At 38.3% G+C, this 26990-nt stretch carries 22 protein-coding genes, 1 tRNA gene and 1 pseudogene; 12 read left to right on the top strand and 12 right to left on the bottom strand.

Going from position 1 to position 26990, the window contains the following annotated elements:
- Nucleotides 1–42 precede the first annotated feature (42 nt).
- The 7 genes from recB (at nt 43) to AC979_RS06660 (ending at nt 10469) form a co-directional block, all read left to right on the top strand.
- Entirely contained in the window at nt 43–3684 is a 3642-nt protein-coding gene (gene recB, locus AC979_RS06690; RefSeq protein ID WP_049373459.1) for an exodeoxyribonuclease V subunit beta, read from the top strand.
- Nucleotides 3684–5618, top strand: coding sequence for an exodeoxyribonuclease V subunit alpha (recD, locus tag AC979_RS06685; RefSeq protein ID WP_049373458.1), 1935 nt, complete (start codon nt 3684–3686; stop codon nt 5616–5618). Before recB ends, recD begins: the two co-directional genes overlap by 1 nt.
- Before the next feature lie 3 nt (nt 5619–5621).
- A complete protein-coding gene (gene grxB, locus AC979_RS06680) occupies nt 5622–6269 on the top strand; it encodes a glutaredoxin 2 (RefSeq protein ID WP_049373457.1) in 648 nt (215 codons plus the stop codon).
- A 129-nt stretch (nt 6270–6398) separates the two neighbouring features.
- Nucleotides 6399–7169 carry a threonine/serine ThrE exporter family protein gene (locus tag AC979_RS06675; protein WP_014065357.1) on the top strand — a complete coding sequence of 257 codons (771 nt, stop codon included), beginning with the start codon at nt 6399–6401 and terminating at the stop codon, nt 7167–7169.
- A 4-nt stretch (nt 7170–7173) separates the two neighbouring features.
- Nucleotides 7174–7635 (top strand): threonine/serine exporter family protein, encoded by a 462-nt coding sequence (locus tag AC979_RS06670; protein ID WP_049373456.1) that lies wholly within the window; start codon nt 7174–7176, stop codon nt 7633–7635.
- Nucleotides 7636–7953: 318 nt separating this feature from the next.
- On the top strand, nt 7954–9225 hold the full coding sequence (locus AC979_RS06665; protein ID WP_049373455.1) for a tetratricopeptide repeat protein: 1272 nt from the start codon (nt 7954–7956) through the stop codon (nt 9223–9225).
- Between the two features lie 107 nt (nt 9226–9332).
- The gene (locus AC979_RS06660) at nt 9333–10469 is read left to right on the top strand and encodes a tetratricopeptide repeat protein (protein WP_049373454.1); all 1137 of its coding nucleotides are present in this window, start codon (nt 9333–9335) and stop codon (nt 10467–10469) included.
- A gap of 75 nt (nt 10470–10544) precedes the next feature.
- Here AC979_RS06660 and AC979_RS06655 read toward each other — a convergent pair whose 3' ends face one another.
- Nucleotides 10545–11027 carry a Dps family protein gene (locus AC979_RS06655; RefSeq protein WP_049373453.1) on the bottom strand — a complete coding sequence of 161 codons (483 nt, stop codon included), beginning with the start codon at nt 11025–11027 and terminating at the stop codon, nt 10545–10547.
- 355 nt (nt 11028–11382) lie between these two features.
- Here AC979_RS06655 and AC979_RS06650 point away from each other — a divergent pair, with 355 nt between their 5' ends.
- The 5 genes from AC979_RS06650 (at nt 11383) to cdd (ending at nt 18068) form a co-directional block, all read left to right on the top strand.
- Nucleotides 11383–12981 (top strand): ABC transporter substrate-binding protein, encoded by a 1599-nt coding sequence (locus tag AC979_RS06650; protein ID WP_049373452.1) that lies wholly within the window; start codon nt 11383–11385, stop codon nt 12979–12981.
- 297 nt (nt 12982–13278) lie between these two features.
- A complete protein-coding gene (locus AC979_RS06645; protein ID WP_014065363.1) occupies nt 13279–14232 on the top strand; it encodes an ABC transporter permease in 954 nt (317 codons plus the stop codon).
- A complete protein-coding gene (locus AC979_RS06640) occupies nt 14232–16208 on the top strand; it encodes a dipeptide/oligopeptide/nickel ABC transporter permease/ATP-binding protein (RefSeq protein ID WP_049373451.1) in 1977 nt (658 codons plus the stop codon). Before AC979_RS06645 ends, AC979_RS06640 begins: the two co-directional genes overlap by 1 nt.
- Nucleotide 16209: 1 nt before the next feature.
- Nucleotides 16210–17022, top strand: a complete 813-nt coding sequence (locus AC979_RS06635; RefSeq protein WP_005696082.1) for an ABC transporter ATP-binding protein — start codon at nt 16210–16212, stop codon at nt 17020–17022.
- 170 nt (nt 17023–17192) lie between these two features.
- Nucleotides 17193–18068 carry a cytidine deaminase gene (gene cdd, locus AC979_RS06630; RefSeq protein ID WP_049373450.1) on the top strand — a complete coding sequence of 292 codons (876 nt, stop codon included), beginning with the start codon at nt 17193–17195 and terminating at the stop codon, nt 18066–18068.
- An 87-nt stretch (nt 18069–18155) separates the two neighbouring features.
- On the opposite strand, the gene metE is transcribed toward cdd, so the two are convergent.
- The 11 genes and pseudogenes from metE to ftnA (AC979_RS06575) form a co-directional block, all read right to left on the bottom strand.
- On the bottom strand, nt 18156–20429 hold the full coding sequence (gene metE, locus AC979_RS06625; RefSeq protein ID WP_049373449.1) for a 5-methyltetrahydropteroyltriglutamate--homocysteine S-methyltransferase: 2274 nt from the start codon (nt 20427–20429) through the stop codon (nt 18156–18158).
- Nucleotides 20430–20618: 189 nt separating this feature from the next.
- Complete coding sequence (locus AC979_RS06620; RefSeq protein ID WP_049373448.1) at nt 20619–20879, bottom strand: SemiSWEET family transporter; 261 nt, start codon at nt 20877–20879, stop codon at nt 20619–20621.
- A gap of 250 nt (nt 20880–21129) precedes the next feature.
- Entirely contained in the window at nt 21130–21339 is a 210-nt protein-coding gene (locus AC979_RS06615; RefSeq protein ID WP_007525241.1) for a TOBE domain-containing protein, read from the bottom strand.
- Between the two features lie 68 nt (nt 21340–21407).
- A complete protein-coding gene (locus AC979_RS06610) occupies nt 21408–22442 on the bottom strand; it encodes an ABC transporter substrate-binding protein (RefSeq protein ID WP_049373447.1) in 1035 nt (344 codons plus the stop codon).
- 20 nt (nt 22443–22462) lie between these two features.
- Entirely contained in the window at nt 22463–23251 is a 789-nt protein-coding gene (locus tag AC979_RS06605) for an ABC transporter ATP-binding protein (RefSeq protein WP_049373446.1), read from the bottom strand.
- A pseudogene (locus AC979_RS06600) lies at nt 23251–24236 on the bottom strand (FecCD family ABC transporter permease). Before AC979_RS06600 ends, AC979_RS06605 begins: the two are co-directional and overlap by 1 nt.
- Before the next feature lie 108 nt (nt 24237–24344).
- Nucleotides 24345–24674 (bottom strand): TusE/DsrC/DsvC family sulfur relay protein, encoded by a 330-nt coding sequence (locus AC979_RS06595; RefSeq protein WP_049373445.1) that lies wholly within the window; start codon nt 24672–24674, stop codon nt 24345–24347.
- 1 nt (nt 24675) lies between these two features.
- Nucleotides 24676–25605, bottom strand: a complete 930-nt coding sequence (gene ttcA, locus AC979_RS06590) for a tRNA 2-thiocytidine(32) synthetase TtcA (RefSeq protein WP_049373444.1) — start codon at nt 25603–25605, stop codon at nt 24676–24678.
- Between the two features lie 60 nt (nt 25606–25665).
- A tRNA-Leu gene (locus AC979_RS06585) sits at nt 25666–25751 on the bottom strand.
- A 194-nt stretch (nt 25752–25945) separates the two neighbouring features.
- Nucleotides 25946–26446 carry a non-heme ferritin gene (gene ftnA / locus AC979_RS06580; RefSeq protein WP_005696114.1) on the bottom strand — a complete coding sequence of 167 codons (501 nt, stop codon included), beginning with the start codon at nt 26444–26446 and terminating at the stop codon, nt 25946–25948.
- Between the two features lie 20 nt (nt 26447–26466).
- Nucleotides 26467–26952 carry a non-heme ferritin gene (ftnA, locus tag AC979_RS06575; protein WP_049366579.1) on the bottom strand — a complete coding sequence of 162 codons (486 nt, stop codon included), beginning with the start codon at nt 26950–26952 and terminating at the stop codon, nt 26467–26469.
- Nucleotides 26953–26990: the final 38 nt, after the last annotated feature.

Here is a 26990-nt window from a genome sequence, read left to right as displayed (position 1 = left end):
CCTACAATAGAAGCTCACTAATGTTTCCACAAAAAATAAAAAATGAGCCAAAAATCAACCGCACTTAATGCCATTTCATTACCCTTAAATCAAGTTAATTTAATTGAAGCCTCTGCAGGTACTGGGAAAACCTATACCATTGGTTCTATCTATCTTCGTTTACTTTTACAAGCAGGCGAAAATTGTTTTTCTCGACCATTAAATGTGGAAGAAATTTTGGTGGTAACCTTTACTGAAATGGCGACGGAAGATTTAAAACGTAAAATTCGGGAACGTTTAACTGCAGCGATTTCGGTTTTTTCTGAATATTATGAGACAAAAGATAAGGCGATTTTTACTGGGGAACATCAATTTTTAGCGGAATTGTTGCCTTATTTAGAGGATATTCCGACCGCACTTCGTCGCTTAAAGCTGGCCGAACAAAATTTAGATTTAGCCTCTATTTATACCATTCACGGTTTTTGTCGCCGAATGCTGATGCAACATGCCTTTAATTCAGGTGTGCATTTCAATTTAAAACTTCTCAAAGATCAGTCTGATTTACTCAAACAATTTGCAAATGAATTTTGGCGGGAGCATTTTTATGATTTGCCTTTCCATTTGGCTGCATTTATCTCAAAAGAATTAAAGTCGCCAGAAGAGGTATTGAATGATTTAGGTTCAAATATTGGGAAAGATTTTTCTGTGCAACTTGATGAACCAGAACTGTTAGAACTGCCATTAAAAGAATTTTTGCAAAAAGATATTGCTAAAAATGCAGAAATTATTGAAAAGATTAAAGATACTTGGTTAGAAAGTGCGGTTAAAATCCGAGATCTTTTTGATGAAGAAGTCGTCAAAAAAGAGAAATCTTGTTTAAATGGTAAAATATATTCAAGTAAAACAATTTTATCTTCTGTGGATGAAGTCACCTCATGGGCAAAAAATAGAGCAGATATCACCTTAAATGAAACATTAGTAAAAAAATTTACGCAATCGGCTTTAGATAACGCCGTCAAAGCAGATTTTAAGAAAAAAGGGGTGAGAATAACACATCCTGCCTTTGAAGAGATTGAAGCTTTAATTGAAGAAATTCAACCAAGTGATTTATTTAAAAAAATCATTCTCTATCACTATCGTCAAGGTATTCAAAAGAAACTTCTTGAATACAAAGCGAATCATCCTGAAAAATCCTTTGATGATTTATTACGCTTATTGAAAGAAGCATTATATGGTGAGGGCGGAGAACAGTTAGCAGAATTAATCCGTTTTCAATATCCTTTTGCCATGATTGACGAGTTCCAAGATACGGATACGTTGCAGTATCAAATTTTCTCGAAAATTTATCACAATGAAACCGCGTCTGGTAATGTTGGCTTTATGATGATTGGCGACCCCAAACAGGCGATTTATCGTTTCCGTGGTGCCGATATTTTCACTTATTTAAAAGCAGCAGACGAAGCGAACGAGCGTTTTAACTTAGGTACAAACTATCGTTCCTCTCAACCTTTAGTGGAAGGGGTAAATCGATTATTTGATTTTAAAAATGCGCCTTTTATTTATGAAAACATAGAGTTTTTAAGCGTTGGCGCAGCCAAGAAGAATCTTGTTTTTCAGTTGAATAATCAACCTGAGCCCGCCTTCCGTTTTTACATTAATGATAAAGACAAATCCACCCAGCAAGATTATGCGAAAGCTTGCGCGACATCGATTCAGCAATGGTTAAAAAGTGCGGCTGAAAATCCGGTTGTTTTTCCAAATGAAAGCAAAGCGGAAAATCAAACATTACGAGCAGAAAATATTGCTGTTTTGGTGCGTGGTTATACCGAAGCAGAGCTGGTGAAAAAAGAATTGCAAGCATTGGGCATCGCGTCGGTTTACCTTTCGGATAGAGGAAATGTCTTTGAGAGTAACACAGCAAAAGAACTGGCCTTGATTTTGCAAGCCTGTTTGAGCGTGACAGAACGCCCAATTTTAAATGCAATTGCGACCGAACTTTTCAGCTTAAATGCAGCTGAAATTCACCAAATTCATCATGATGAAATTCAGTGGCAACGTTGGGCTGAAAAATTCGCAGAGTATCAACAAATTTGGCAACGCCAAGGCGTATTGCCGATGTTGCACCATTTACTTTTAGCTGAAAATATCACAGAAAAACTCTTATCTCGGCCTGATGGTGAACGTAAACTGACAGATTTATTACATTTAGCTGAAATTTTACAACAAGCAGCTGCATTAAATGAAAGTGAAGCGGCATTATTGCGTTGGTTTGAAAAGCAAATTCAAGATGAAGGTCGTCAAGAAGCACAAATTCGTTTAGAAAGCGAACGTCAGTTAGTGAAGATTGTGACTATCCACAAATCCAAAGGTTTGGAATATGATTTAGTTTGGTTGCCATTTTTAGGAAATACGGCGAAAGACCCAACTAAAAAGAAACTATTTAATTTATATTACGATAAGAAACAAAACAAAACTTTGTGGGACATGCAAGATCAACACTTGGATGATTTAACAGAAGAAGTTTTTGCGGAAGAATTGCGTTTGCTTTATGTGGCATTAACCCGAGCAAAATACCAAATGGCCTTTGTGTTACCGAAAGCCTTTGATAAAAAATGGAATGCTTTATTGTATGTTTTAACGCAAGGTGAAATTGGGCGAAAACTCAATTTGCCAAATACTTGGGATACTCAACCGTTATTGGAAAAATTTAAGCAGCTTTTACCAAATGATGTAGCGATTGAATTAACCGGTGTGTTACAAGCCAGTGAACCACTTACCTTAAATGTTTCTCAAGAAAATTTAAGTGCGGAAATTTTCCAAGGTGAAATTGAACAAGATTGGCGAGTGACGAGCTTTAGTGGTATTGAACAAACTCATCAACGCAAAGCTTATTTGAATGAAAGTGCGGTGAAAAAATCGCTTATTTTTGATGATGCGAAAGATTATGATGCGTTGATTTCAACAGAAAATATCCCTGAAAATCTTACCGCACTTGCTCATGATAATGATGAAATGGTTTTAGATTTCCCTCGGGGAACACAAATCGGTACTTTGTTACATCGTTATTTTGAAAAGGTGCCTTTTGCTCAACTGGCTGAGAAAGAAAACATTGAAAAATTATGTCAGGATTTGAATCTTGCCGAAGAGCAATTTACAGCTGTTCAACAGTGGTTTGCACAAATACTCAGCACACCAATTTTGCCAAATAATGATCTTACTCTTGCTCAGATTAACGAAAAACAATGCTTAAAAGAGTTGGCGTTTTATCTCAATATCACAAACAATTTTGATGTCACTGGTTTTAACCGAGCGTTATCAACCTTACATCATTTGCCGTCAGAACCGTTACAGTTTGATGATATTCAAGGTATGGTGCGAGGTACAATGGACTTAGTTTTTAGTCATCAAGATAAATATTATTTGCTTGATTACAAATCGAATTTCTTGGGAGAAACATTAAAGGATTACGATCACACCGCATTGAAAAAAGCCATGTTAGAACATCATTATGATTGGCAATATTTGTTGTATGTGGTGGCATTACACCGTTATTTAAAAACACGTTTGCCTCACTATGATTACAACCGAGATTTTGGTGGTGTGGTCTATGCCTTTTTACGAGGAATGAATGGTTCGCCACAATCGGGCATCTTTTTTGATAAACCAGATTGGCAATTAATCCAACAATTAGAGGAATTATTTTAATGTTAAGCCTATTAAAATCCTTGCAAGAACAAGGTGTAATTACTCAAGGCGATTATTATTTTGCTCAATTAATTGCGGATAAACAAAAAGATAAAGGCTATGCCGAGTCCGTACAAAATTTAGCGATTTTATTAGCTGCACTTTGTAACTGGAGCTATACGCAAGGCAATACTTGTTGTGTGTTAGATCGCTTTTTAGAACGTAATTTATTCGGTTTGGCTTATCGCCATACTGAAACGGATTTTTTGTCGCTTATCAATGAAAAGATTGGTTCGCTTCCTATATCAAAATGGCAATCAGCCTTAGCGGGGCATATTGCTTTTACACAAGATCCTGAAAATCAGATTGCGCCTCTCGCATTTCAATTTGGGGCAATTTATTTCTATCGAGCTTGGCAAGATGAATTCCGCGTGGCGCAATATATTAAAAACGCATTGAAAAATGACCGCACTTTATCGGTAGAACCGCAACAAATTCGGGCATTATTAGATCGTTATTTCCCTCAACAACAGGCACAAATTGATTGGCAAAAAGTAGCAGTCGCAACAGCAGTGAAAAGTCCATTTTCTGTGATTACAGGTGGACCGGGAACAGGGAAAACCACGACAGTCACTCGTTTGTTATGCGTATTACAAGAATTATTTGGTGGCAAACTTCACATTAAATTGGTTGCTCCAACAGGGAAAGCGGCAGCTCGTTTAACGGAATCTATCGAAAATGCCTTGGCGCAAATGCCGATTTCAGATGAGTTACGCGCATCCATTCCTAAAACAGCAGAAACGTTGCATCGTTTACTAGGCGTTCGACCTTTTACCGATAGCGTGAAATATCATGCGCATAATCCACTGCAAATCGATGTGCTAGTAGTGGATGAAACCTCGATGATTGATTTGCCGATGATGGCGAAACTGGTGCAAGCGTTGAAACCCGAAACGCGTTTGATTTTATTGGGTGACCAAGCTCAATTAGCTTCAGTGGAAGCGGGAGCGGTATTAGGGGAAATAGCACAGTTTTTAACGCAAGATTATAGCCCTGCTCAAGCTGATTATATTCATGCAACAACAGGCTATACCGTTCCAACTTCAGATGAACATAGTCCGTTGCGTGATGCCATTTGCCATTTAAGCTTTAGTCGTCGTTTCCGAGATGATTCGGGTATTAAACAACTTGCTGAGCAAATTCAACAAGGAAAAGGTGAGGGCAGTGTGGCGACTTTTGCAGAATACCCAGAAGAATTGCATTTCCATCATTTTGATGAAGAACAAGATATTAAAGAATCGCTTCGCCAAGTGGTGAAAAGTGCGGTCGAAAATTACCGTGTTTATTTAACCCAGCTTCAAACTTATTTTGCTCAGAAGAAAGATCTCAATACAAAATTTATAGATGAAAAGGGCAACGAGAAAACTTATGCGGAAGCGATTTTAGATCGCTTTAATTCGGTGAGATTTTTGACCGCACTTCGCGCTTCGCCATTAGGTGTAGAAGAGTTAAATCGAGAAATTGCTTTGGCATTGCGTGCTGAGAAATTACTTTGGTTCCGTCAAGAGGACGATTGGTATATTGGTAAACCAATTATGATTACGGAAAATGATCATAATGTGAAACTGTATAACGGTGATATTGGCTTGTGTTTAGCTAAAGGCAAAGTGTGGTTTGGCAATCGAGAAGTTTCTACCAGTCGTATTCCCGCTCACGAGCCTGCATTTATGATGACGATTCATAAATCCCAAGGTTCGGAGTTTGATCATACGGTAATGGTATTGCCAACAGAACCTAATCCAGTGCTTTCACGAGAGCTGGTATTTACCGGTGTTACTCGTGCGAAAAATCAACTTTCCGTATTTGCCAATGAAAAAATCTGGCAAAGTGCGGTCAGAAATACGGTAAAAAGACAAAGTGGATTAGGAAAGTTATTACAGGAAAAAGAGGAGTAAAAAATGAAATTATATGTTTACGATCATTGCCCGTTTTGTGTGCGAGCCCGCATGATTTTCGGTTTAAAAAATCTGCCGGTAGAACTTGTGGTGCTGGCAAATGATGATGAAGCAACACCGATTGGTTTAGTGGGCAAAAAGGTTGTGCCAATTCTTGTCAAAGAAGATGGTACTGCGATGCCGGAAAGTTTGGATATCGTGCATTATGTAGATGAACATTTTGGTGAAAAAATCTTATCTGAACACGTTCGTCCTGAAATTGAAGCATGGTTAAAAGAAGTTGGCAGTTATTATGGTCATCTTACGACTGCACGCTTTACACAAATAGGTTTAGCAGAATTTGAAACCCAAAGTGCGGTTGATTATTTCACTAAAAAGAAAACGGAATTTATTGGTGATTTTGCTGAAAATATTGCGAAGACTGAAACCTATCTCGCTCGCTTAAAAGGCGATTTAGAGAAATTAGCGGTATTAATTCAATCTGAAAATGCCTTAAACGGCCAACTTTCTCTTGAAGATATTATCGTTTTTCCAGTATTACGAAATCTTACTTGTGTGAAAGGAATCAAATTCCCACCAGTGGTTTTAGCCTATATCACGAATATGGCTAAGTTAAGCGATGTGCCATTGTATTTTGATAAAGCTATTTAACCACAGCTGATTCATAGGGCTTGGAAATACTGAAGTTTTGACTTGGATCATAGGTGCGGTCATTTTTTCAGTATTTTTTATTCATCGATCTATAATCTCTAAGGTTTACTTTAATAAGAGCGCAGAGATATGGATCAGGAATACCAACGAGCGGTTACCCGTATTTGTGTGGAAACCGCTTTGTTATTGTTACAGCATGGCGCAGAAAGTGCTGTCGTCGTACAAATGGCACAGCGATTAGGTGTAGCTTTAGGCATTGAAAGCGTAGAGTGTGCTTTAACAGCGAATGCCGTCTTATTGACCACACTTTCTAAGCAACATTGTATTACCACCGTGCGGAAGAATGTCGATAAAGGCATCAATATGCAAATTGTTACGGATGTTCAGCACATTGTGGTTGCCGTAGAGCATCACTTGTATGATTTGTCCATGGCTCAAAAGAAACTGGATAAATTAAAACCACTAAAATATAACCGTTATTTGGTGGTGTTTATGATTGGTTTATCTTGTGCCTCTTTTGCTCACCTTTCTGGCGGAGATATCACAATTTGTGCAATCACCTTTATTGCTTCTGCCATTGCCATGTTTGTTCGACAAGAAATTTCTAAACGTCATTACAATCCACTCATCGTTTTTGCCATTACCGCTTTTGTTGCCTCACTGATTTCCGGTGTCAGTTTGAAATATAGTTTAGGCAATGATCCTCATATCGCATTGGCTTCTAGCGTTTTATTACTTGTCCCAGGATTCCCATTAATTAATTCACTTGCAGATATTTTAAAAGGGTATGTCAATATGGGAATAGGACGATGGACCATTGCTACGGTTCTCACCTTTGGTGCTTGTTTAGGTATCGTTTTTGCATTAGATCTTTTAAATATTGTTTCGTGGGTGGGGTAATAGAATGTTTTTACTGAATTTACTCGACGATATGCTTTTTGCAGCCATTCCAGCAGTAGGATTTGCCTTAGTATTTAATGTTCCGACTAAAGCCTTAAAGTATTGTGCTATTTTAGGCGCGCTTGGGCATGTCACGAGAACGTTATTATTACACTTTGGGGTCCCGATTGTTTTTGCCACTTTTTTCGCCACTTGTGTGATTGGTTTTATTGGCGTGCATTTATCTCATCGCTATTTAGCCCATCCAAAAGTCTTTACCGTTGCGGCAATTATTCCAATGATTCCAGGTGTTCATGCTTATAAAGCCATGATTGCTATCGTACAAATTCATCATTATGGCTTTTCCGATACATTATTTGAGCAAATGATCAGCTCTTTTATCAATACCAGCTTTATTTTAGGTGCGCTTGTTTTGGGCTTAGCCTTACCAGGGCTATTGTTCTATCGACAAAAACCAGTTGTATAGAAAAGAAGTATTTTGATTATAACTTTAATAAGTTTAAATTAAGGGCGTGTGTAATACGCCCTTATTTTTTGTAATTGAATCATTAACCCATCTATTCTTTTAATCTCTAAATTTTGCGGGTATTTTTCTTGAATAGTTGAGTAAATAACTATATTATTCACTCCCTATTATATGTTTCGTGGGTGATACCTTAATGTTACCTGTTAAAGGCATTCAAAAATTATCACAAGATTAATTTCAAATAAAGAGCGGTTAGATTTCACGATGTTTTTATAAAAGAGTAGAAATTTAACTGCTTTTAAAATAGAAGGAATAAAAATGATTGATATCATCGCATTATTAATTGCTACGGCTGTAATTGACTCTCCTCTTTCTCATACTTCAGCAGCGGCAACCTCTTCTGCACTAAAATCAACAATCAGTGCACCAGCCCCAATGACTCCTGAACAACGTCTTGAAAAAGCAAAAGCGCTTTATGAGAAAGGTTTTGATTATGAATATGGGATCACAAAAACCGTTGATCGTACTTTAGCGGATAAATTTTTAAAAGAAGCTGCCGATTTAGGTCACGCTGATGCTCTCTTTTTCTTAGGGATGAATGCGGTAGAAAGTGGCGATCTTGAACAAGCCAGAGCATATGCTGATTCTGCTATTGCTTTAGGAAACATGGCAGGAAAATATATATTGGCGGAAATTTCCGAACAGGAATATTTGGGGGATTCTGAAGAATTATATAAGGCTGGCTTTAAGGCATTAAAAGAGAAGGTTGAACAAGGCGATTTACATTATTCTAATGTACTTGGCTATGCTTACCGTTTCGGTATCGGCACTGAAGAGAATATTAAACAGGCAATTAAAGTTTTTACCCCTTCGGCTGAGCAAGGTAATGCGATGTCATTAGGGCATTTAAGTGAACTTTATCTTGAACAGGATAAAATTGAAAAGGCTAAACCGCTTATGCTGAAAGCGGCTGAAAAAAATAATGATGTGGCACAATACAATTTAGGTTATAGCATTTATGAAGCAGGCTCAGAAGAATCACTGTATTGGCTCAATAAAGCGTCTGAAAATAATAACCTCCAAGCCATCATGTATTTAGCGAGTTATTATCATAATCAGGATATAAAAAAAGCGATTTATTATTATCAAAAAGGTGCTGAATTAAATGATTCTCAGGCTATGCTTGAATTAAGTTATTTATATGAAAACGGTGAAGGTGTAGAAAAGGATGATAAGAAAGCCGTTGAGCTATTAGAAGAAGCGTTTCGATTACAAAATTTAGAAGCCATGAATGAGCTTTCTATTCGTTATTTAGAAGGCCGAGGTGTTGAACGAAATTATGAATTGGCAGAAGCGTTATTTAATAACATAATTTCATTGGATGAAAGTTTAAGCGAGAAAGAAACAGCTTCATATAATGTATATTATCAATTGGCAGAGCGTTATGAAGAATTTGCCAAAGATGATGCAGCGGCATTAGACGCTTATAAACAAGGGTATGAAATTGAAAAAAAAGAAACCAAACGGGATAACAAAAAAATTAAAGCAAAAATTAAAGCATTAGAAGCAAAATTAAGTAAGAAAAAATAATGAAAGAGCGGTTGAATTTCATCGTGTTTTTGCAAAACAAGGAAGAAATTTAACCGCTTGTTATTCTTAAATGGAAACAGAACAGTCCTCTAACAAAAGGAATCCAAATGACAAATATCGTCGCATTAATTGCAGCAACCGTATTAAATCTACAAACTCATCTTATCCCTGTGAAATCAAATGAGGCTCTAACAAACTTGGTTATGATTGAACAGATACCCATGACCCAAGCTCAGCGTGTTGAAAAAGCAAAAAAACTTTATGAAGAAGGTTATGATGATTTCTACGGCATTACGCGTCCCATGAATCGTGCGAAAGCGGTAGAGTATTTTCTTGAAGCTGGAAAGTTAGAGAATGCGGATGCTTTATTTTTCCTATCTATTCATCAACAAAATAATGACAATTTAAAGGAAGCCACCCAAGCAGCGAAAAGATCGCTTGAGTTGGGGAATGAAGTCGCCAAAATTAAATTAGGTGAAATTCAAGAAGATGAAAAATTGATGAAAGAAGGTTTCAATGCACTTAAAAAGAAAGTAGATTCTGGCGATATACATTATGCGAATTCTTTAGGCTATGCTTATGAATTTGGAATAGGCACTCCTTTGAATATCAAAGAGGCGATGAAATACTATGAAATGGCAGCAAAACAAAATAATGTGCTAGGGATGACGAATCTTGCAGATCTTTATATTCAAGAAGATAAATTGAAAAAAGCGAAGCCTTTATTAGTTAAAGCCGCAGAAAAAGAATATGGCTATGCACAGTATTTACTCGCAATGAATTTTTTTGATCTTTATTCTGAAAATAACAAAGAGGTATTACATTGGTTAGAAAGGGCTGCGAGCAATGATGAACCAGAAGCACTTTATCAATTAGGCGTGTATTATGAAGAAGGGGGTGAGGCTGATTTAGCGAAAGCAATTAACTACTTTCAACGCGCTGCCGAGCTTAATCATGCGGATGCTGCACTTGCGTTAAGCTATATCTATGATGAAGGTATCAGTGTTGAGCAAGATGATGATAAAGCGCTATTCTTCCTTAAAAAGGCCGCAGAATTAGAGAACCAAGAGGCGATTGATGAGTTAGCCTCTATGGCATTGAGTGGGCAAGGCAATATGGATGCTAAAGAAGCAGAGTATTGGATTAAAAAGGCTGGCTATACGGAAGAAATGCTTAAAGAATTAGATAAGCTACAAGAAAAAAGTTTAGAGATGTTTAAAAAAATGCAGAAAGAGAATCAGTAAAAGCTATAGATATACATATAAAAAACAAAATAAAAACCTGCTTTTCAGCAGGTTTTCTTTTATATGAATGCCAAATTAAGCATGGCAAGTTTGGCAAGCGGCTTGGAACATCCAAACAAGTTTTTCTTGTTCTTTGATGTAGTCGCTCATTTGAGAAGCGGTACCTTCATCATCAGACTCACCCGCTAATTCAAGGATTTCGCGTTGTTGTTCAAGTAATACTTTTAATCCTTCTAATGTGCCTTTTAAGCAAGATTGCGCATCACTTACCCCTAACTCTTCTTTAATACGTGAGTGTTGGAAGTATTGTGAATAACCGTTATGCGGTGTGTAACCTAAAGTTAAGATACGTTCTGCCACTTCATCTACTTTTACTACTAAATCAGTGTAGATTTCTTCAAATTTTGCGTGTAATTCAAAGAAGTTCACACCTTTGATGTTCCAGTGGTAACCGCGAACGTTGGTGTAGAATACTTGATAGGTTGCTAATAATTCATTTAATTTTACTGCTAATTTTTCAGATGCTTTTTTATCTAAACCGATTGATGTTTTTGACATAGTATTTTCCTCTTTATTGTTGATTAAAATGTTGTTCCCTTGCTTGGGAAGTGCGGTCATTATAAGCATCATTTTTTATGATAGCTATTTCATATTATCTAGTGATTCAATAGTTGAAATCTATCTATAATAAATTATACATAGTTAAAAACTTTTATTTTGAGTTGCGAAAAAAACTCTGTGAAGTAGATCACACATTCAATATTTCCCCTTTGACAGAATGAAGCGAAGATGATTATGATTGATGCAAATCATTTTATTCTAAGATTTGATTGCTTTACTTCATTTTCGAATGAAATGTTTGGCTAGGTTTAAAAACCAAAAATATGATTTTATTACTCATCAGGAGTTTAGTATGACAAAGCATTTTTCCTTTGAAACTAATGAATCTCGTCGTCATTTTATGAAACTTATGGCTGGCGTGGGGGCAGGTCTTGCATTTAGTGGAACTTTAGGCACATTTGCACCAAAAGCCTTTGCTGCAGAAATTAAAGGTAAAACCATTGAAGCGGGGATTGCTTATCCGCTTTCTACCGGTTTTGACCCAATGACATCAAGTGGTGCATCACCTTATGCAGCAAACTTGCACATTTTTGAAGGTTTGGTGGATTTGCATCCTGCAACTCGTGAACCTTATCTTGCTTTAGCAGGAAAAGAGCCAGAACAAGTTGATGAAACAACATGGCGCATTACTTTACGTGAAGGCGCAACCTTCCATGATGGTGCACCGGTCACCACTGAAGACGTTGTGTATTCTTTCAATCGTATTATGGATCCAGCTAATAAATCATTATTTGTGATGTTTATTGATTTCATTGAAAGTGTGAAAGCTGTGGACGATAAAGTGGTGGAATTTAAATTGAAATATCCATTTGCTTTATTTGCTAACCGTTTAACTTGCGTGAAAATTGTACCGAAACACGTGATTGAAAAAGTGGGTCAATCTGCATTTGATGCGCACCCAATTGGTTCTGGTCCATTCAAATTTGTTTCAGCAGTGAAAGATGACAAAATCGTCTTTGAAGCTTATGAACCTTACAATGGTAAATATCCAGCACAAGTTGAAAAAATGTCTTGGTTATTACTTTCTGATGCCGCAGCTCGTGTAACTGCACAAGAGTCTAAACGTACTCAAGCAATGGAAAGCGTGCCTTATTTAGACATTAGTCGCTTGAAAAACAAAAAACAACAAGTGCAATCCGTTCAATCTTTCGGCTTGTTATTCTTAATGTTTAACTGTGAGAAAGCTCCGTTTAACAATCCAAAAGTACGTCAAGCGTTACACTATGGTTTAAACACTGACAAACTTGTTGATATTGTATTTGATGGTAATGCAGAAGCTGCAACATCATACTTACAAACCACTCACCCAGATTATATTAAGGCATCAACTCAATATCCTTATGATCCGGAAAAAGCAGCAGCATTACTAAAAGAAGCTGGTGTGACTGAGCTTAAATTTGAATTGCTCGCAACCGACCATGACTGGGTGAAAGAATCTGCACCGTTAATTTTAGAGTCTTGGAACAAGATTCCAGGTGTGAAAGTGACTTTACAACACTTACAATCAGGTGCGTTATACAGCAACAACGTGGATCCAGGTGTGTATGAAGTGGCAATCGCTCCAGGTGACCCATCAGTGTTCGGTGATGACTTAGACTTGCTTTTAAGCTGGTGGTATCGTGGTGATGTATGGCCGAAACGTCGTTTCCGCTGGAGCAACACCCCTGAATTTGCGAAAGTGACTGAATTACTCAATGCAGCTGTGAGAGCAAAAGATCACGCTGAAGCGAAAAAATCATGGGAAGAAGCGATTAATATCATTGCGGCTGAAGTACCACTTTATCCGATTGTTCATCGTAAACTTCCTTCTGCATGGGATGATAGTAGCCTTGAAGGCTATCAACCATTGGCAACAACCGGTTTATCTTTCCTCGGTGTGGGCCGTAAATAAAAGCACTTTTTAATTTAATGTTTTGGCTGTTGAGTAATCAACAGCCTTTTTTCTTTCTTTTTAACACCAAAGTGCGGTCATTTTTCTCTCTATTTTTCAATCATTTTTTCTATCAATTTCATTTCAAAAAAATCTTTGTGAAGCCGATCACAGATTTGAATTTTGCTCTATGTACTTGGATTGACAGGGCTTAGGCTGAACATTATGATTACTGTAATTCATTTTGTTTTTGAATTTGATTGTTTCGCTTCATTTTTGAAGCTAACGAATTTCTCAAGCTAGAATAGGAGAAGTCAGATGGAAATGATACTTCGGTTATTGTTACGCCGATTGATGGCTTTGCCAGTCATGATTCTAGGTGTAACAGCACTCGTTTTTGTGGTGCTTCAATTCACACCAGGTGATCCCGCTACGGTGGCATTGGGCGAAAGTGCTAGTGAAGCGGCAAAACAACTTTACCGCGAATCACACGGCTTAAATGATCCACTCTTTGTTCAATATTTTCGTTTCTTAGGTAATTTACTTGTATTGGATTTTGGTGTGACTATGCCACCAGAATTACCGATCAGTAGTATGTTAGCGAAATCTTTCCCAATCACTTTACAACTTACCTTAATTGGTGTGGTGTTTGCGGCAGTAGTCTCTTTCTCATTAGGTGTACTAGCCGCGCTTTATCGTGATAGCTGGGTAGACCAAGTGATTCGTTTAATCTCTGTTGCGGCGGTTGCGACACCATCATTCTGGTTAGGTATCTTACTTATTCAATGGTTCTCTTTGGAATTGGATTGGTTGCCTTCTGGTGGTTTTGTGCCATTTAGCGAAAGCCCAATGGGGTATATCAATTCCATGATTTTGCCATCTCTTGCACTTGCCGTGCCAGTATGTGCGTCATTAATTCGTGTTGTGCGTACAACCATGGTAGAAGAAATGGATAAAGATTATGTGAGAACCGCGATTGGTAACGGTGTGCCTTATGCAACTGTTATTCGTCACAACGTATTACGCAATGCGTTAATCACGCCAGTCACTGTATTAGGTTTACGTGTAGGTTACTTACTTGGTGGTGCGGTAGTTATCGAACAAATCTTTGACTTACCAGGCATGGGTAAATTAATTTTTAACGGTATCGTCAATCACGACTTACACTTGGTACAAGGTGTGGTTCTGACAATCGCTTTTACCTTCGTTTTAGTGAATATTATCGTTGATATTCTCTATGTGTTGATTAACCCTAAAATTCGGAGTCTATGATGTTTCGTCAAGGTTTAGCAGATCGATTAGCTGCAAGCGGTGCGAGATTCCGAGCACTTTCCACCGCATCAAAAATTTCATTATTATTCTTAGTTTTCGTTGCCTTAGTGGCGGTGTTTGCCCCTTGGGTAGCAACACATGATCCATTAGAAGTGATCGCACGTATGCGTGCTCCAAGTGCAGAATATTGGTTTGGGACTGATCGACTTGGTCGTGATATTTTCTCTCGTATTGTTTACGGTGCCCAAACATCCTTATTTATCGGTTTAGGTGCTGTAGCTTGTGCCATTATTTTCGGTAGTGTTTTAGGTGCAACTGCAGCCACATCCGAGAAATGGGGCAATGAAATTATCATGCGCTTAATGGATATTTTAATGGCCTTCCCAGGTATCGCATTAGCGGCAGTGTTATTAGCAACCTTTGGTAACTCTGTGCCGGTCATTATCATCACCATTGCCGTAGTATATACCCCGCAACTTGCTCGTGTGGTGCGTGCGAATGTGGTATCACAATGGGATGAAGACTATGTGCGTGCTGAACGCGTTATTGGTGGTAGCCGTACTTATATTCTTCTCAAACACATTGTGCGCAATACTGCCGCACCGGTTTTAGTATTTGCAACCGTAATGGTAGCAGATGCCATTGTATTCGAAGCCTCGCTTTCTTTCTTAGGCGCAGGTGTACAACCACCACATCCTTCATGGGGTAACATTCTTTCTGAAGGGCGTAACATCGTATTAAACGGTGCATGGTGGGCAACAACCTTTGCCGGTGTGATGATTCTTTTAACTGTATTAGCCTTAAATATTTTGGCGGAAGGTCTTACTGATGCCTTGGTTAACCCTCGTTTGAAAGGCGGTAAAAAACCAGAAGGCAAATCAGATGAACGTCTCTCTACCGACGTACAAGAAGCACTTTCTGAAGGCCTTGCATTAAAACGTTACTTACTCAAATTACATGAAAAAGAAATCACGCGTACAAATCGTATGCAATTAGATCCTAATGCAAAACCGATTTTACAAGTGAAAAACTTATCTATTCGTTTCCCAAATCGTTATGGTGACATTCCATTGGTCGATAATATCAGCTTCACCGTAAATGAAGGGGAAACCATGGGGTTAGTAGGTGAGTCTGGTTGTGGTAAATCTATTACGGCATTCTCTATCATGGGCTTGTTACCAAAAACAGCCAAAATCACTGGGGAAGTGCTTTTCACCGACCGCAGTGGTAAACAACACAGCTTACTTAATTCTAACAATTTAAGTGAATTGCGTGGTTCTGAAATTGCGATGATTTACCAAGACTCTTTAAGTGCATTAAACCCTTCAATGCGTATCAAAGATCAAATGGCACAGCTCATTAAACGTGGCAGTCACCATACCGCAGAAAAATTGTTAGAATGGGTACACCTTGATCCTGAAAAAGTATTGAACCGTTATCCGCATGAACTTTCTGGTGGTCAACGTCAACGTGTGGTGATTGCAATGGCATTAACTCGTGAGCCGAAATTATTAATCGCCGATGAACCAACAACCGCATTAGACGTAACAGTTCAAGCAGAAGTGGTGAAATTATTGAATGAACTACGTGAAAAGCTTGGGTTTGCGATGGTGTTTGTCAGCCACGATTTAGCATTGGTTGCACAGTTAGCTCACCACATTACGGTAATGTATGCAGGACAAGTGGTTGAAATGGCACCAACATCCTTATTGCTTGCTAATCCAACTCATGAATATACCCGTGGCTTATTGGGCTCTGTACTTTCAACTGAAGTCCGTGCGAAACGTTTATATCAAATTCCGGGCAGCGTACCATCACCTTACGATTTTGCTGTGGGTGACCGTTTCGCAAGTCGTTCATTACGACCAGATGCAAATCCGGACCAAAAATTGATATTAACCGCCGTGGAAGGCGAGCCGTCTCACTTGTGGGCTTCTCATCTAGCTAAGCCTGTAACGGAAGTGAAAGGAGCATAATATGAGCAGTAGTATTAAAGTCATTAAAGAACAAAACATCATCGATTTAGAAAATATCGTGGTGCAATTTCCTTCTCGCGACGGTTCATTGTTTGGTCGTAAAAAATTCACTGCGGTGAACAATGTGAGTCTTGGTATTAAAGCAGGGGAAACCATTGGGTTAGTTGGGGAGTCTGGCTGTGGGAAATCTACCTTAGCCAACGTGATTATTGGACTGCTTAAACCGACATCAGGTTTAGTGAAATTCAACGGTTTACAAATGCAATATGGCAGCTCAGAAGCGAGAAAACAATTCGGTCGCCAAGTGTCGGTCATTTTCCAAGACCCTGCAACCGCACTGAATCCTCGTATGAAAGTGTTGGATATTTTGCGTGACCCAATGGATATTCACAATGTGTTACAACCACACGAACGGGAAAAACGTGTATATGACTTACTTTCTCGCGTCGGTTTACCTCGTTCTGCGGCACAAGTTGAGCCAACTCGTTTATCGGGCGGGCAAAAACAACGTGTGGCGATTGCACGTGCTTTAGCGCTGAATCCAAAACTGATTGTTGCGGATGAACCGACTTCTGCATTAGACGTATCTGTTCGTGCTCAAGTGCTAAACTTATTGGCGGATTTGAAAAAAGAACTCAATCTTGCCATGGTGTTTATCTCTCACGATATCCAAACCGTACGCCAAGTATCTGATCGCATTGTCGTGATGTACGGCGGTCAAATTTTGGAAACAGGTAGCACTGAAGATATTTTCAACCACCCAACAGTGGATTACACCCGAAAATTACTTGGTGTTGCACCATCGTTGTTATAAAACAAGTGAATAAAACATCTTAATTTATGACCGCACTGTAAAAGTGCGGTTATTTTTTTGTTTATTTTTAATGTTGATAAATGATTGGAAACATATTCCGAAATGCTTTTAGCGTTTAGGTTTTTTCTCAAATAGCGTAGAATGGGCATATAAAAATAAGGAGATTTAATATGCAACAAAAAATTCAACAAGCATTAGCCGATTCACCACTTTCAAATGCAATTCTTTCTGCATTAGAAGAACAAGAATGGAAAGGTTTTTTACCAGCTGAAAAAGTGCGGTCAATTTGTGATGAATTTAAGCTTACGCCTGTTCAATTAGGTTTGACGCTTTTGCCCGTAGCGGCTTGTTATAGCCATACACCCATTTCAGAATTTCATGTTGGAGCGATTGCGATTGGTGAAAGTGGTGATTTTTACTTTGGTGCGAACCAAGAATTTCAGGGTAGTAGCATGGCTCAAACCATCCATGCTGAACAAAGTGCGATTAGCCATGCATGGTTACGCAATGAACCTCGCATCACGGATATCGTGGTGAATTACACGCCTTGTGGTCACTGTCGTCAATTTATGAATGAGCTTTATCAAGCGAAAGATTTGAAAATCCATTTGCCACATAGCCAAAATAATCCACTTCCCCAATATTTACCCGATAGCTTTGGCCCAAAAGATTTAGGGGTTGATTTGCTTCTATTAAACAAAGAAGAACAAGGTTTTACATTAACAACAGAAGATGAAGTGGCAAATAAAGCCATTTTAGGGGCAAACCGAGCTCATTCACCTTATTCTAAAAGCCCTCATGGTGTAGGCATTTTATTTAAAAATGGAGAAATGATTTGTGGTCGATATGCAGAAAATGCGGCATTTAACCCAAGCCTACCGGCTATGCAAACCGCCATTAATTTTGCTTATTTAAATCAATTAGATGTATCAAAAATTGAGCGTGTAGTATTTGCAGAGAAACCGTTGCGTCTAAGTCATCGCAAGATGGCAGAGCAGTTATTGAAGAGCCTCTGCAAGGTGAAAATGGAATATATTAGCCTGTAAGTGAGGTTAAAAATGAATGTGTTTTTGAAGTAAAAGAAAAAGGCGAACAGAGATAATCTCTCATGTTCGCCTTTCTTTTTACTGATTTTATGCTAATTCAGCACGTAATTTTTTCGTGACATCAACCATCACTTTTAATGCTGCAATCGTTTCTGGCCAACCGCGTGTTTTCAAACCACAGTCTGGGTTTACCCATAAACGTTCTTTCGGCACCACTTGTAATGCTTTACGAAGAAGATGTTCAATTTCTTCTGCTGCAGGCACGCGTGGACTGTGAATATCATATACACCTGGGCCAATATCATTCGGGTATTTGAAATCACCAAATGCGGTGAGTAATTCCATGTCAGAACGCGAGGTTTCGATAGTAATGACATCGGCATCTAAGGCGGCAATAGCCGGTAGAATATCGTTAAATTCGGAATAACACATGTGTGTATGAATTTGAGTATCATCTTGGCAACCCATTGAGCTCAAACGGAAGGCTTCGCCTGCCCATTTTAAATAAGCATCCCAATCTGCACGTTTTAACGGTAAACCTTCACGAATAGCTGGCTCATCAATTTGAATCACTTTGATGCCTGCCTTTTCTAAATCTAATACTTCATCAGAAAGCGCTACCGCAATTTGTTTACAGACCGTTTCACGAGAAATATCGTTACGCACGAAAGACCATTGTAAGATCGTCACCGGACCAGTCAGCATGCCTTTAATCACTTTATTGGTAAGGCTTTGGGCATATTGCGACCAACGTACCGTCATTGGTTCTGGACGAGTAACATCACCGTAAATCACAGGTGGTTTCACACAACGTGAACCATAACTTTGTACCCAACCAAATTTGGTGAAAGCAAAACCATCAAGTAGTTCGCCGAAGTATTCCACCATGTCATTACGTTCAGCTTCGCCGTGTACCAATACATCTAAGTCTAATTTTTCTTGCTCACGTACAACAAATTCAATTTCTTTTTTCATTGCAGCTTCGTAATCAGCTAGGCTGAGTTCGCCTTTTTTGAAGGCGGCACGGGCATGACGAATAGCGGTCGTTTGTGGGAAAGAACCAATATTTGTGGTTGGTAGAAGTGGTAAATTTAACCACGCATTTTGTAATTTAATGCGTTCCGCAAATGGCGATTTACGTTGGTCAGCATTTTTTGGTAGATTTGCTAATCGTTCTGCGACACAAGTGCGGTGAATTTCACGCGAGTTTTTGCGTGCATCCGCAGCAGCTTGAGAAGCTGCTAATTCAGCTTGAACCGCTTCACGGCCTTGCTCTAGCGCAGTCTTAATAATGCGTAATTCTTGAATTTTTTGTAACGTGAAAGCCAACCATTGATAAAGCTCAGGCTTATTGGCTTGTAGCTGTGTTTCGACTTCTAAATCATAAGGTGTATGAAGGAGAGAGCAGCTTGGCGCAATCCATAAACGATCGCCTAATTTCGCTTTTAATGGCTCAACCACATCTAACACTTGATTTAAGTTTGCACGCCAAATATTACGACCATCAATGATGCCCACAGATAAGATTTTGTCATAATCCGCAAAGGCAGAAAGTTGTTCAGGTGCACGTACTAAATCAATATGTAAACCTGCAACAGGTAAGGCTTTTAACAAATCAGCATGTTCTGCCACAGAACCAAAATAAGTCGCAAGCAATAATTTCGCTTTCACTTGTTCAGCAAAAGTGGCGTAAACCGTTTTATAAGCGGCAATCCACTCTGCCGGTAAATCTAAGGTGAGAGCGGGTTCATCAATTTGAATGTATTCCACACCTTCTGCAGCTAACGCATTTAAAATTTCAACATAAACTGGCACGAGTTTTGCTAATAAATCAAAGCGATTAAATGCAGCGCCTTTTTCTTTACCTAACCAAAGGAAGGTGAGTGGACCAACGATTGTTGGTTTAACTTGATACCCAAGCGCTTTAGCTTCGCGGATTTGTGTCACATAATGTGCGGGATTGGCTTTAAATTGTGCCTCTTTATGGAATTCTGGTACAAGATAATGGTAGTTGGTATCGAACCATTTTGTCATTTCAATCGCAAATTGTGTTTTATTCCCACGAGCCAACTGGAAATATTGATCGAGCGTTAAGTTTTGACTATAGAAACCAAAGCGAGCTGGAATCGCACCTGTTGCCACTTGTAAATCTAAAATATGATCGTAAAGTGTGAAATCAGCCACCGCGACAAAATCAGCATTTGCCTTGGCTTGGTGTTGCCAGTTTAGTTCACGTAATCTTTTGGCGATATCTAATAAATCCGCTTCTGCAATTTCGCCACGCCAATAACGCTCTTGAGCAAATTTAAGTTCACGCTTTGCGCCTACGCGCGGAAATCCTGCTAAATGAAATGTTGTCATAATGAATCCTTCTATTGTTTTTATTTGGTTTAGACGTCTAAACGTCTGTTCATATATAGAATGCAATAGAATTTATAATTAGACAATATCATAATTTTCAGGTTTTAAATGAATTAAATTAATAAATAAAAAGGCCGCACTTTAAGATTTTTAAAAAGTGCGGTCTTTTTTATATGAGATTTTATAGTGTTATAAGGCGGTAACGAAAGTAATCAAACCAAGTATGACACCAGGCGCATTTGCTAATGAAATAGGCAGATCGCGTTTTTCTTTTAGTAAGCCGTAAGCCACCCATAAACTACAGTTGATAGTCGTGGCAAAAGGTTGTAGCCAGCCACCTTTTTGACCTGATAGATTTAGACCGATTTGTTGTAAATAAGAGACATACATGCAAACAGAAGTAAATGTTGCGACATAGCCTAAAATGGTAATAAAACGTTGGTTTGTCATTTGCTCTCCTAAATTTAACAGAATAATTCTAAATTAGATTATTAACTAAGAATTGACAATATGTGGAAATTATACAATATAATTAATTAAAAGTCAACAATGACAAGATAGAGCAAAGATCATTTCATTTTAGTTAAGAATAAAATGCATTTTATTAGGAGGGGAATAAAGAGATTAGAGAGAAAAAAGACAAAAAAATAACCGCACTTTAAAGCGCGGTTATATAGGATTCTGAACAGTTCAGTTGAGATTATTCAACACCAACCATTACAGAAGTTGCTTTGATAATCGCATATGCTTCTTTACCAACTGCTAAACCTAATTCTTTTACTGCATCGATAGAGATGGTAGAAGAAATTACGTTACCGTTACCGATATCAATGTGTACGATTGCGTTCACAGAACCAGTTTCGATTGATTTTACAGTACCTTTAAGTTGGTTTCTTGCACTAATTTTCATTTAGCATTTCCTTATGTTTGAGTTAAAAAGAGTAAGTATTATATAGGTAAATATATAAGTTGAAAATACTACTTAATAGGGGATTGGCCTTTTAATATTTGCTCAGCATTTTCTTTGCTTAAAGCATAACCATAATATTTTTTATAGAAAGCTTGTGTTTTCTCTACCATGTTTAAATCTTTAAATTGTTCAGGATGGAAGAGCTGAGCCGCCCAAAGAATTTGTAAAGCTTCTTCTGCGCTATAGCGATCCCATGGGAACGTGCCGGTTGGGTTGGCATAAATACGATTATTTTTGACCGCACTTATTGATTGCCATGCTGGGTCAGCTTTAATTTTTTCGATTGCTTCTTGTGCTTTATTTCCGCTGCTGCCGATAATAATGACATCTGGATTCGCTTGAATAATGCTTTCTACGGTGACGGTCACCATATTGGCTTCATCGGGTAACACGCTTTTACTGCCTGCTAATTTAATCCATTCGCCGATCATGGATTTTCCACCATCAATCATCAACAAATCAGAGCCTTTAGTGATATGTAACACCGTTGGGCGTTGTTCATCTTTGAGACCTTTAAGACGATCTTCCACAAATTGAATATTGTCTTCTAATTCTTTGATATAGCTTTCTGCGATTTCAGGGGCTTTATCACCTAAAACATCGGCGGTAATACGCACGGTTTTCTTCAAACCATCAAAATCTTGGAAACTCACACGCACGCCTTTTAAGCCCGCTTGTTCCACTTCAGTTAGCATGGATTTTTTCGAGAGCAATACTGCATCTGGTTTATGACTTAACAGTTCTTCCGTTTGAATGGTTTCACCGTTGGTTAATACCGGTACGTTTTTGATATTTGGATATACTTCGCTATACCAAGGATTGGCAGCGATAGATGTGGTCGTGCCGACCAGTTTATTGGCACCGCCTAATAACAAGACGATTTGGTTATTGGCATGCCAAAGATCAGCGACGCGTTGAACGTTGTCGGGTAATTCGATTTTGTTTCCTTCTACATCAGTTACGATTTTTGCTTGCAAAGGTAGAGCAAAACAAGCTGCTAGGGAGAGGGCAATTAGGCCTTTTTTCAGAGAGTGTTTCAACATATGAATGTCCTATAGTGGGTTTATAAATGGGTAATCGCACAGATTTGTCGTTGTAGTGCAGGCACATCGACCAGACGCAAATCTGTTTGATAAAGTGCTTTCAAGTTGGCTTCGGTAATGATTTCCGGTGTCAAACCTGTTTGTAACTTGCCATGCTCGTTTAAGATGCTTACTCGGCTGTGGGGCAGTGCGCTATGTAACAATATAGGATGATCGGGATTATGTGTTGTCATGATAATGGTAAAGCCTTGTAGTGAGAGCTCTTTTATTAGGCTTAAGGTTTTAAACACATTACCGTAATCTAATGCCGAAGTGGGTTCATCAAACAAAATCAGTTGAGGCTGTTGCACCAAAATACGCGCAAGATTGACCAACTGCTTTTCGCCGCCACTCATTTGCATATAAATTCGGTCAGCAAAATGGCTAATGCCGAGTTTCTTTAAGGCTTCGTCAACTAATGCAAAATCAGCTTCACTTGGCTTATCAAAAACACCTAGATGTGCAGCACGACCGAGTACTACATAATCACGCACGCGATATTGATAGGTTTGTGGGCTGTGTTGCGAGACATAAGCAATTTTCTGAGCAATTTGCTTACTGCTCATTTCGCTTAATTTGCAATTATCCAGCAAAATCTGACCGCTCTTTGGTTTCAAAAGCCCCGCGATACAGTTTAATAACGTTGATTTACCACGCCCATTTGCCCCAAGAATAGTCAGCAATTCGCCTTTTTGTAAGGTTAGATCAATACCATTGAGTAGCGAATGTTCAACATTATGCCAATAATAAAGATTGTCAATTTTCAGCATTAGTCCACTACCTTTTGTTTAATCAGAACCCAAGCAAAGAATGGCGCACCGATAAAACCGGTGAGAATGCCTAGTGGAATTTCTTGAATGTATAAATTGCGGGCGAGTGTGTCGATAACGAGCAAGAAAATCGCACCGATAAGTCCGGCTAGCGGTAAACTTTTGACATTGTTATCACCAATGAAAAGCCGCGCTAAATGCGGAATCACTAAACCAAGCCAACCAATTGTCCCGCTTAAGCAAACCGATGAAGCAGTCAGCAACGTAGCAAAAACGACCATTAAACCTCGTTCTAATCGGATATTGGCTCCGATTAATTTAGCCTCACGATCACCTAATGAAAGCACATTGATACGCCAACGCATTAGAAATAAGCCAAGGGTAGTGAGCAAAATGATAGGAGAAAGGATAAGCAAGTTGTCGTAGTTAGATTTGGTTAGGCTACCTAATTGCCAGTAAACGATATCAGCCAGCTGAGTTTCAGGATTAGCAAGATATTTCAATAGGCCTAATGTCGCCATCATAAAGCCCGAAAAATAATGCCAGAAAGCACTAAAACAATGGTGGAGTCGCGCTGAATTAGACGCGGTAAATTCATGGTGAGCAAGACGGCAATCAAACCACCGACAAAGGCAAAGGCTTGAATGCCTAGCATCCCCGAACCGATTAAAATCGCCAATGCAGCACCGACACAAGCACCATTAGACACGCCTAAAATATCCGGTGAAACCAATGGATTGCGAAAAATACCTTGATATACCACACCGGCAATAGCCAGGGAGGCACCGACCAAAATTGCGGCGAGTATACGTGGTAAACGTAGATTAAAAATGATGTTGTTTTGCACATTATTGACATTATTACCAATAAAACTTTGTACAACATTCTCAAGTGGAATCGCAAAGCGCCCCCAAGAGAGCGAGCATAAAATGAGTCCAATAAGTAGGCAAAGTAAAAGGGGAAAGGTAAGGATGGATTTGTTCATATACTTAAATTTCGTTATTTTTATAAGTATATAGTGATTGTATTTTTTTTGTATATAGCGAAATTTGAGTAAAAAAATAACCGCACTTTATCGCGCGGTTACATTATTCTATAAGCATTTAGCTGGTTTTGGTAGGCCAGCCAGTTTCGTTGCTTGTTTAGCTGGTCCGTCAGGGAAGAGTCGTTGCAAATAGCGGCTATTACCTTTATCTTCACCTAACTTTTCTGACATCGCTTTTACTAGCATCCGAATCGCAGGGGAAGTGTTATATTCTTGATAGAAATCACGCACAAAATAAATCACTTCCCAGTGAGCGTCGGTCAACTCTACATCTTCTAACTGAGCGATGTGTTTTGCCACCTCTTCATTCCAATCGGCAATATTAAGTAAATAGCCAGAGGCATCGGTTTCGATTTGTTTTCCTTGTACGGTAATCATATTAATTCACTTCTTTAAAGCTGATCATTTCATTATCGGAATAGTCAGACGTATCTTCATCATCAAATTTCATTGGTTCGATACGTTCTTCATCAAATGCGGTATCTCCTTCAATACCATCAAGTGCTTGACCGTGCTTAATACCTTTGAAATCGAAGAGTTTTGGGTCACATAAGTGTGACAACGTAATGTTTTGCATCGCACTAAACATGGTTTCTAAGCGTCCGGGATATTGACGGTCCCAAGTATTCAGCATTTCTTTCACTACTTGACGTTGTAAATTAGGTTGAGAACCACATAAATTACAAGGGATAATTGGGAATTCTTTCGCTACAGCATATTTTTCAATATCTTTTTCTTTACAATAAGCCAATGGACGAATCACAATTTGTTTACCGTCATCTGAAATTAATTTCGGAGGCATCGATTTTAATTTTCCACCGTAGAACATATTCAGGAACAGGGTAGCCAGCATATCATCGCGATGGTGTCCAAGTGCAATTTTTGTTGCACCAAGTTCTGTTGCTGTACGGTATAAAATACCACGGCGTAGGCGAGAGCAGAGAGAACACGTTGTTTTACCTTCTGGGATTTTCTCTTTTACGATGCCGTAAGTATTTTCTTCAACGATTTTATAATCCACACCGATACTTTGCAGATATTCAGGTAAAACATGCTCAGGAAAACCAGGCTGTTTTTGGTCTAAATTGACGGCAACGATATCAAATTTAATTGGTGCACTTTGTTGTAAATTCAACAAAATATCGAGAAGCGTATAGCTGTCTTTACCACCAGAAAGACAAACCATCACTTTATCACCATCTTCAATCATGCCAAAATCAGCAATTGCATTGCCAACATTACGGCGAAGACGTTTTTGCAATTTATTGAAATTATAAGTCTGTTTTTTATCTTGGTTTTGTTCTGTCATATTGATTAACTTATAGCTAATAAAAAAGCCCTGAATCAACTTCAGAGCTTATAAATTCTGTGGTGCCTAGGGTCGGACTCGAACCGACACGGTTATTCACCGGCGGATTTTGAATCCGCTGCGTCTACCAATTTCGCCACCCAGGCATTTGGGTTGTTCTGAATTATACGTTTATCTTACTTCGTTGCAAGTAAAATTTCATTAAAAACGTGTGGTTGTTTTAAATTTCATCAACTTGTATTCAAAGATGAAAGGTAAGTTTAAAATAATTTGATACGTTGTCACAAATTATAGGTAAAATAAAAGCTTAGTATTTCTACTAAGCTTTATGATTATATAATTAAGCGGTTTGACCTGCAAGGTTACCTAAATCTTTATCAATTAAGAATAAGCCTTTGCCATCTTCGCCAAGAAGATTTAATTTGTCTAAAATACCGCTGAATAATTTCTCTTCTTCGTGTTGTTCTGCAACATACCATTGTAAGAAATTGAACGCAGAGTAGTCTTTTTCTTCAAAAGTTTTACCCACTAATTCATTGATTTTACTTGTGATCAATTTTTCGTGTTCATAAGTTAATTCAATGATTTCTTTTAATGATTTGTACTCATGCGCAGGCGCTTCAATTGCAGTGATTACCGCTAATGCACCAGTTTCATTTAAATAAGTGAATAATTTACGCATGTGTTGCATTTCTTCTGCAGCGTGAGCTGATAAGAATTTAGCTGCACCTTCAAAACCATTTTGTTCGCACCATGCGCTCATTTGTAAGTAAAGGTTTGAAGAGTAGAACTCAAGGTTCATTTGATCATTTAATAATTTGATTACGTTTGATGATAACATTTTGTATTCTCCTTTTAAAATTATAATGTTGCTAAATCACGATCGATAAAGTAAAGCGAACGACCGTCTTCACCCACCAAGTTAAATTTATCAATAATGCTATTGAATAATTTTTCTTCTTCGTGTTGTTCTGCAACGTACCATTGTAAGAAGTTAAAAGTAGAATAGTCTTTGTTTGCAAAAGTCACTTCAACTAATTCATTAATTTTAGAAGTAATGAATTTTTCGTGTTCAAGTGTGGTTTCAAACACTTCCTTAAGTGATTTGTAGTCATTTTTAGGTGCATCAATTTTACCTAAAAGTGGCATACCACTTGTTTCACTCACATATTTGAATAATTTTTGCATATGTTCTAATTCTTCATCAGCATGACGAAGTAAGAATGCTGCAGCACCTTCGTAACCGTGCTTGCTACACCAAGAACTCATTTGTAAATAAACATTAGAAGAGTAGAACTCTAAATTGATTTGTTCATTTAACTTATCTGCGATTGCTTTATTAAGCATAAACCAACTCCTTTCCTTATTAAGTAGAGATTAAAAAT

It is taken from the genome of Parahaemophilus parainfluenzae (assembly GCF_001053575.1).
Taxonomy (GTDB): Bacteria; Pseudomonadota; Gammaproteobacteria; order Enterobacterales; family Pasteurellaceae; genus Haemophilus_D; species Haemophilus_D parainfluenzae_S.
The sequence above is the reverse complement of the archived record's forward strand: the minus strand, read 5'-3'. Positions and strand labels throughout refer to the sequence as shown.

Excerpts from the sequence above, each read along its gene's own strand:
- metE (WP_049373449.1), bottom strand. The coding sequence starts at position 20,429 with ATGACAACATTTCATTTAGCAGGATTTCCGCGCGTAGGCGCAAAGCGT.
- AC979_RS06615 (WP_007525241.1), bottom strand. The coding sequence starts at position 21,339 with ATGAAAATTAGTGCAAGAAACCAACTTAAAGGTACTGTAAAATCAATC.
- AC979_RS06640 (WP_049373451.1), top strand. The coding sequence starts at position 14,232 with ATGTTTCGTCAAGGTTTAGCAGATCGATTAGCTGCAAGCGGTGCGAGA.
- AC979_RS06665 (WP_049373455.1), top strand. The coding sequence starts at position 7,954 with ATGATTGATATCATCGCATTATTAATTGCTACGGCTGTAATTGACTCT.
- recB (WP_049373459.1), top strand. The coding sequence starts at position 43 with ATGAGCCAAAAATCAACCGCACTTAATGCCATTTCATTACCCTTAAAT.
- AC979_RS06605 (WP_049373446.1), bottom strand. The coding sequence starts at position 23,251 with ATGCTGAAAATTGACAATCTTTATTATTGGCATAATGTTGAACATTCG.
- AC979_RS06620 (WP_049373448.1), bottom strand. The coding sequence starts at position 20,879 with ATGACAAACCAACGTTTTATTACCATTTTAGGCTATGTCGCAACATTT.
- ftnA (WP_005696114.1), bottom strand. The coding sequence starts at position 26,446 with ATGTTATCATCAAACGTAATCAAATTATTAAATGATCAAATGAACCTT.
- AC979_RS06655 (WP_049373453.1), bottom strand. The coding sequence starts at position 11,027 with ATGTCAAAAACATCAATCGGTTTAGATAAAAAAGCATCTGAAAAATTA.
- AC979_RS06595 (WP_049373445.1), bottom strand. The coding sequence starts at position 24,674 with ATGATTACCGTACAAGGAAAACAAATCGAAACCGATGCCTCTGGCTAT.
- AC979_RS06635 (WP_005696082.1), top strand. The coding sequence starts at position 16,210 with ATGAGCAGTAGTATTAAAGTCATTAAAGAACAAAACATCATCGATTTA.
- AC979_RS06645 (WP_014065363.1), top strand. The coding sequence starts at position 13,279 with ATGGAAATGATACTTCGGTTATTGTTACGCCGATTGATGGCTTTGCCA.
- ftnA (WP_049366579.1), bottom strand. The coding sequence starts at position 26,952 with ATGCTTAATAAAGCAATCGCAGATAAGTTAAATGAACAAATCAATTTA.
- AC979_RS06650 (WP_049373452.1), top strand. The coding sequence starts at position 11,383 with ATGACAAAGCATTTTTCCTTTGAAACTAATGAATCTCGTCGTCATTTT.
- grxB (WP_049373457.1), top strand. The coding sequence starts at position 5,622 with ATGAAATTATATGTTTACGATCATTGCCCGTTTTGTGTGCGAGCCCGC.
- AC979_RS06610 (WP_049373447.1), bottom strand. The coding sequence starts at position 22,442 with ATGTTGAAACACTCTCTGAAAAAAGGCCTAATTGCCCTCTCCCTAGCA.
- recD (WP_049373458.1), top strand. The coding sequence starts at position 3,684 with ATGTTAAGCCTATTAAAATCCTTGCAAGAACAAGGTGTAATTACTCAA.
- ttcA (WP_049373444.1), bottom strand. The coding sequence starts at position 25,605 with ATGACAGAACAAAACCAAGATAAAAAACAGACTTATAATTTCAATAAA.
- AC979_RS06675 (WP_014065357.1), top strand. The coding sequence starts at position 6,399 with ATGGATCAGGAATACCAACGAGCGGTTACCCGTATTTGTGTGGAAACC.
- AC979_RS06670 (WP_049373456.1), top strand. The coding sequence starts at position 7,174 with ATGTTTTTACTGAATTTACTCGACGATATGCTTTTTGCAGCCATTCCA.
- AC979_RS06660 (WP_049373454.1), top strand. The coding sequence starts at position 9,333 with ATGACAAATATCGTCGCATTAATTGCAGCAACCGTATTAAATCTACAA.
- cdd (WP_049373450.1), top strand. The coding sequence starts at position 17,193 with ATGCAACAAAAAATTCAACAAGCATTAGCCGATTCACCACTTTCAAAT.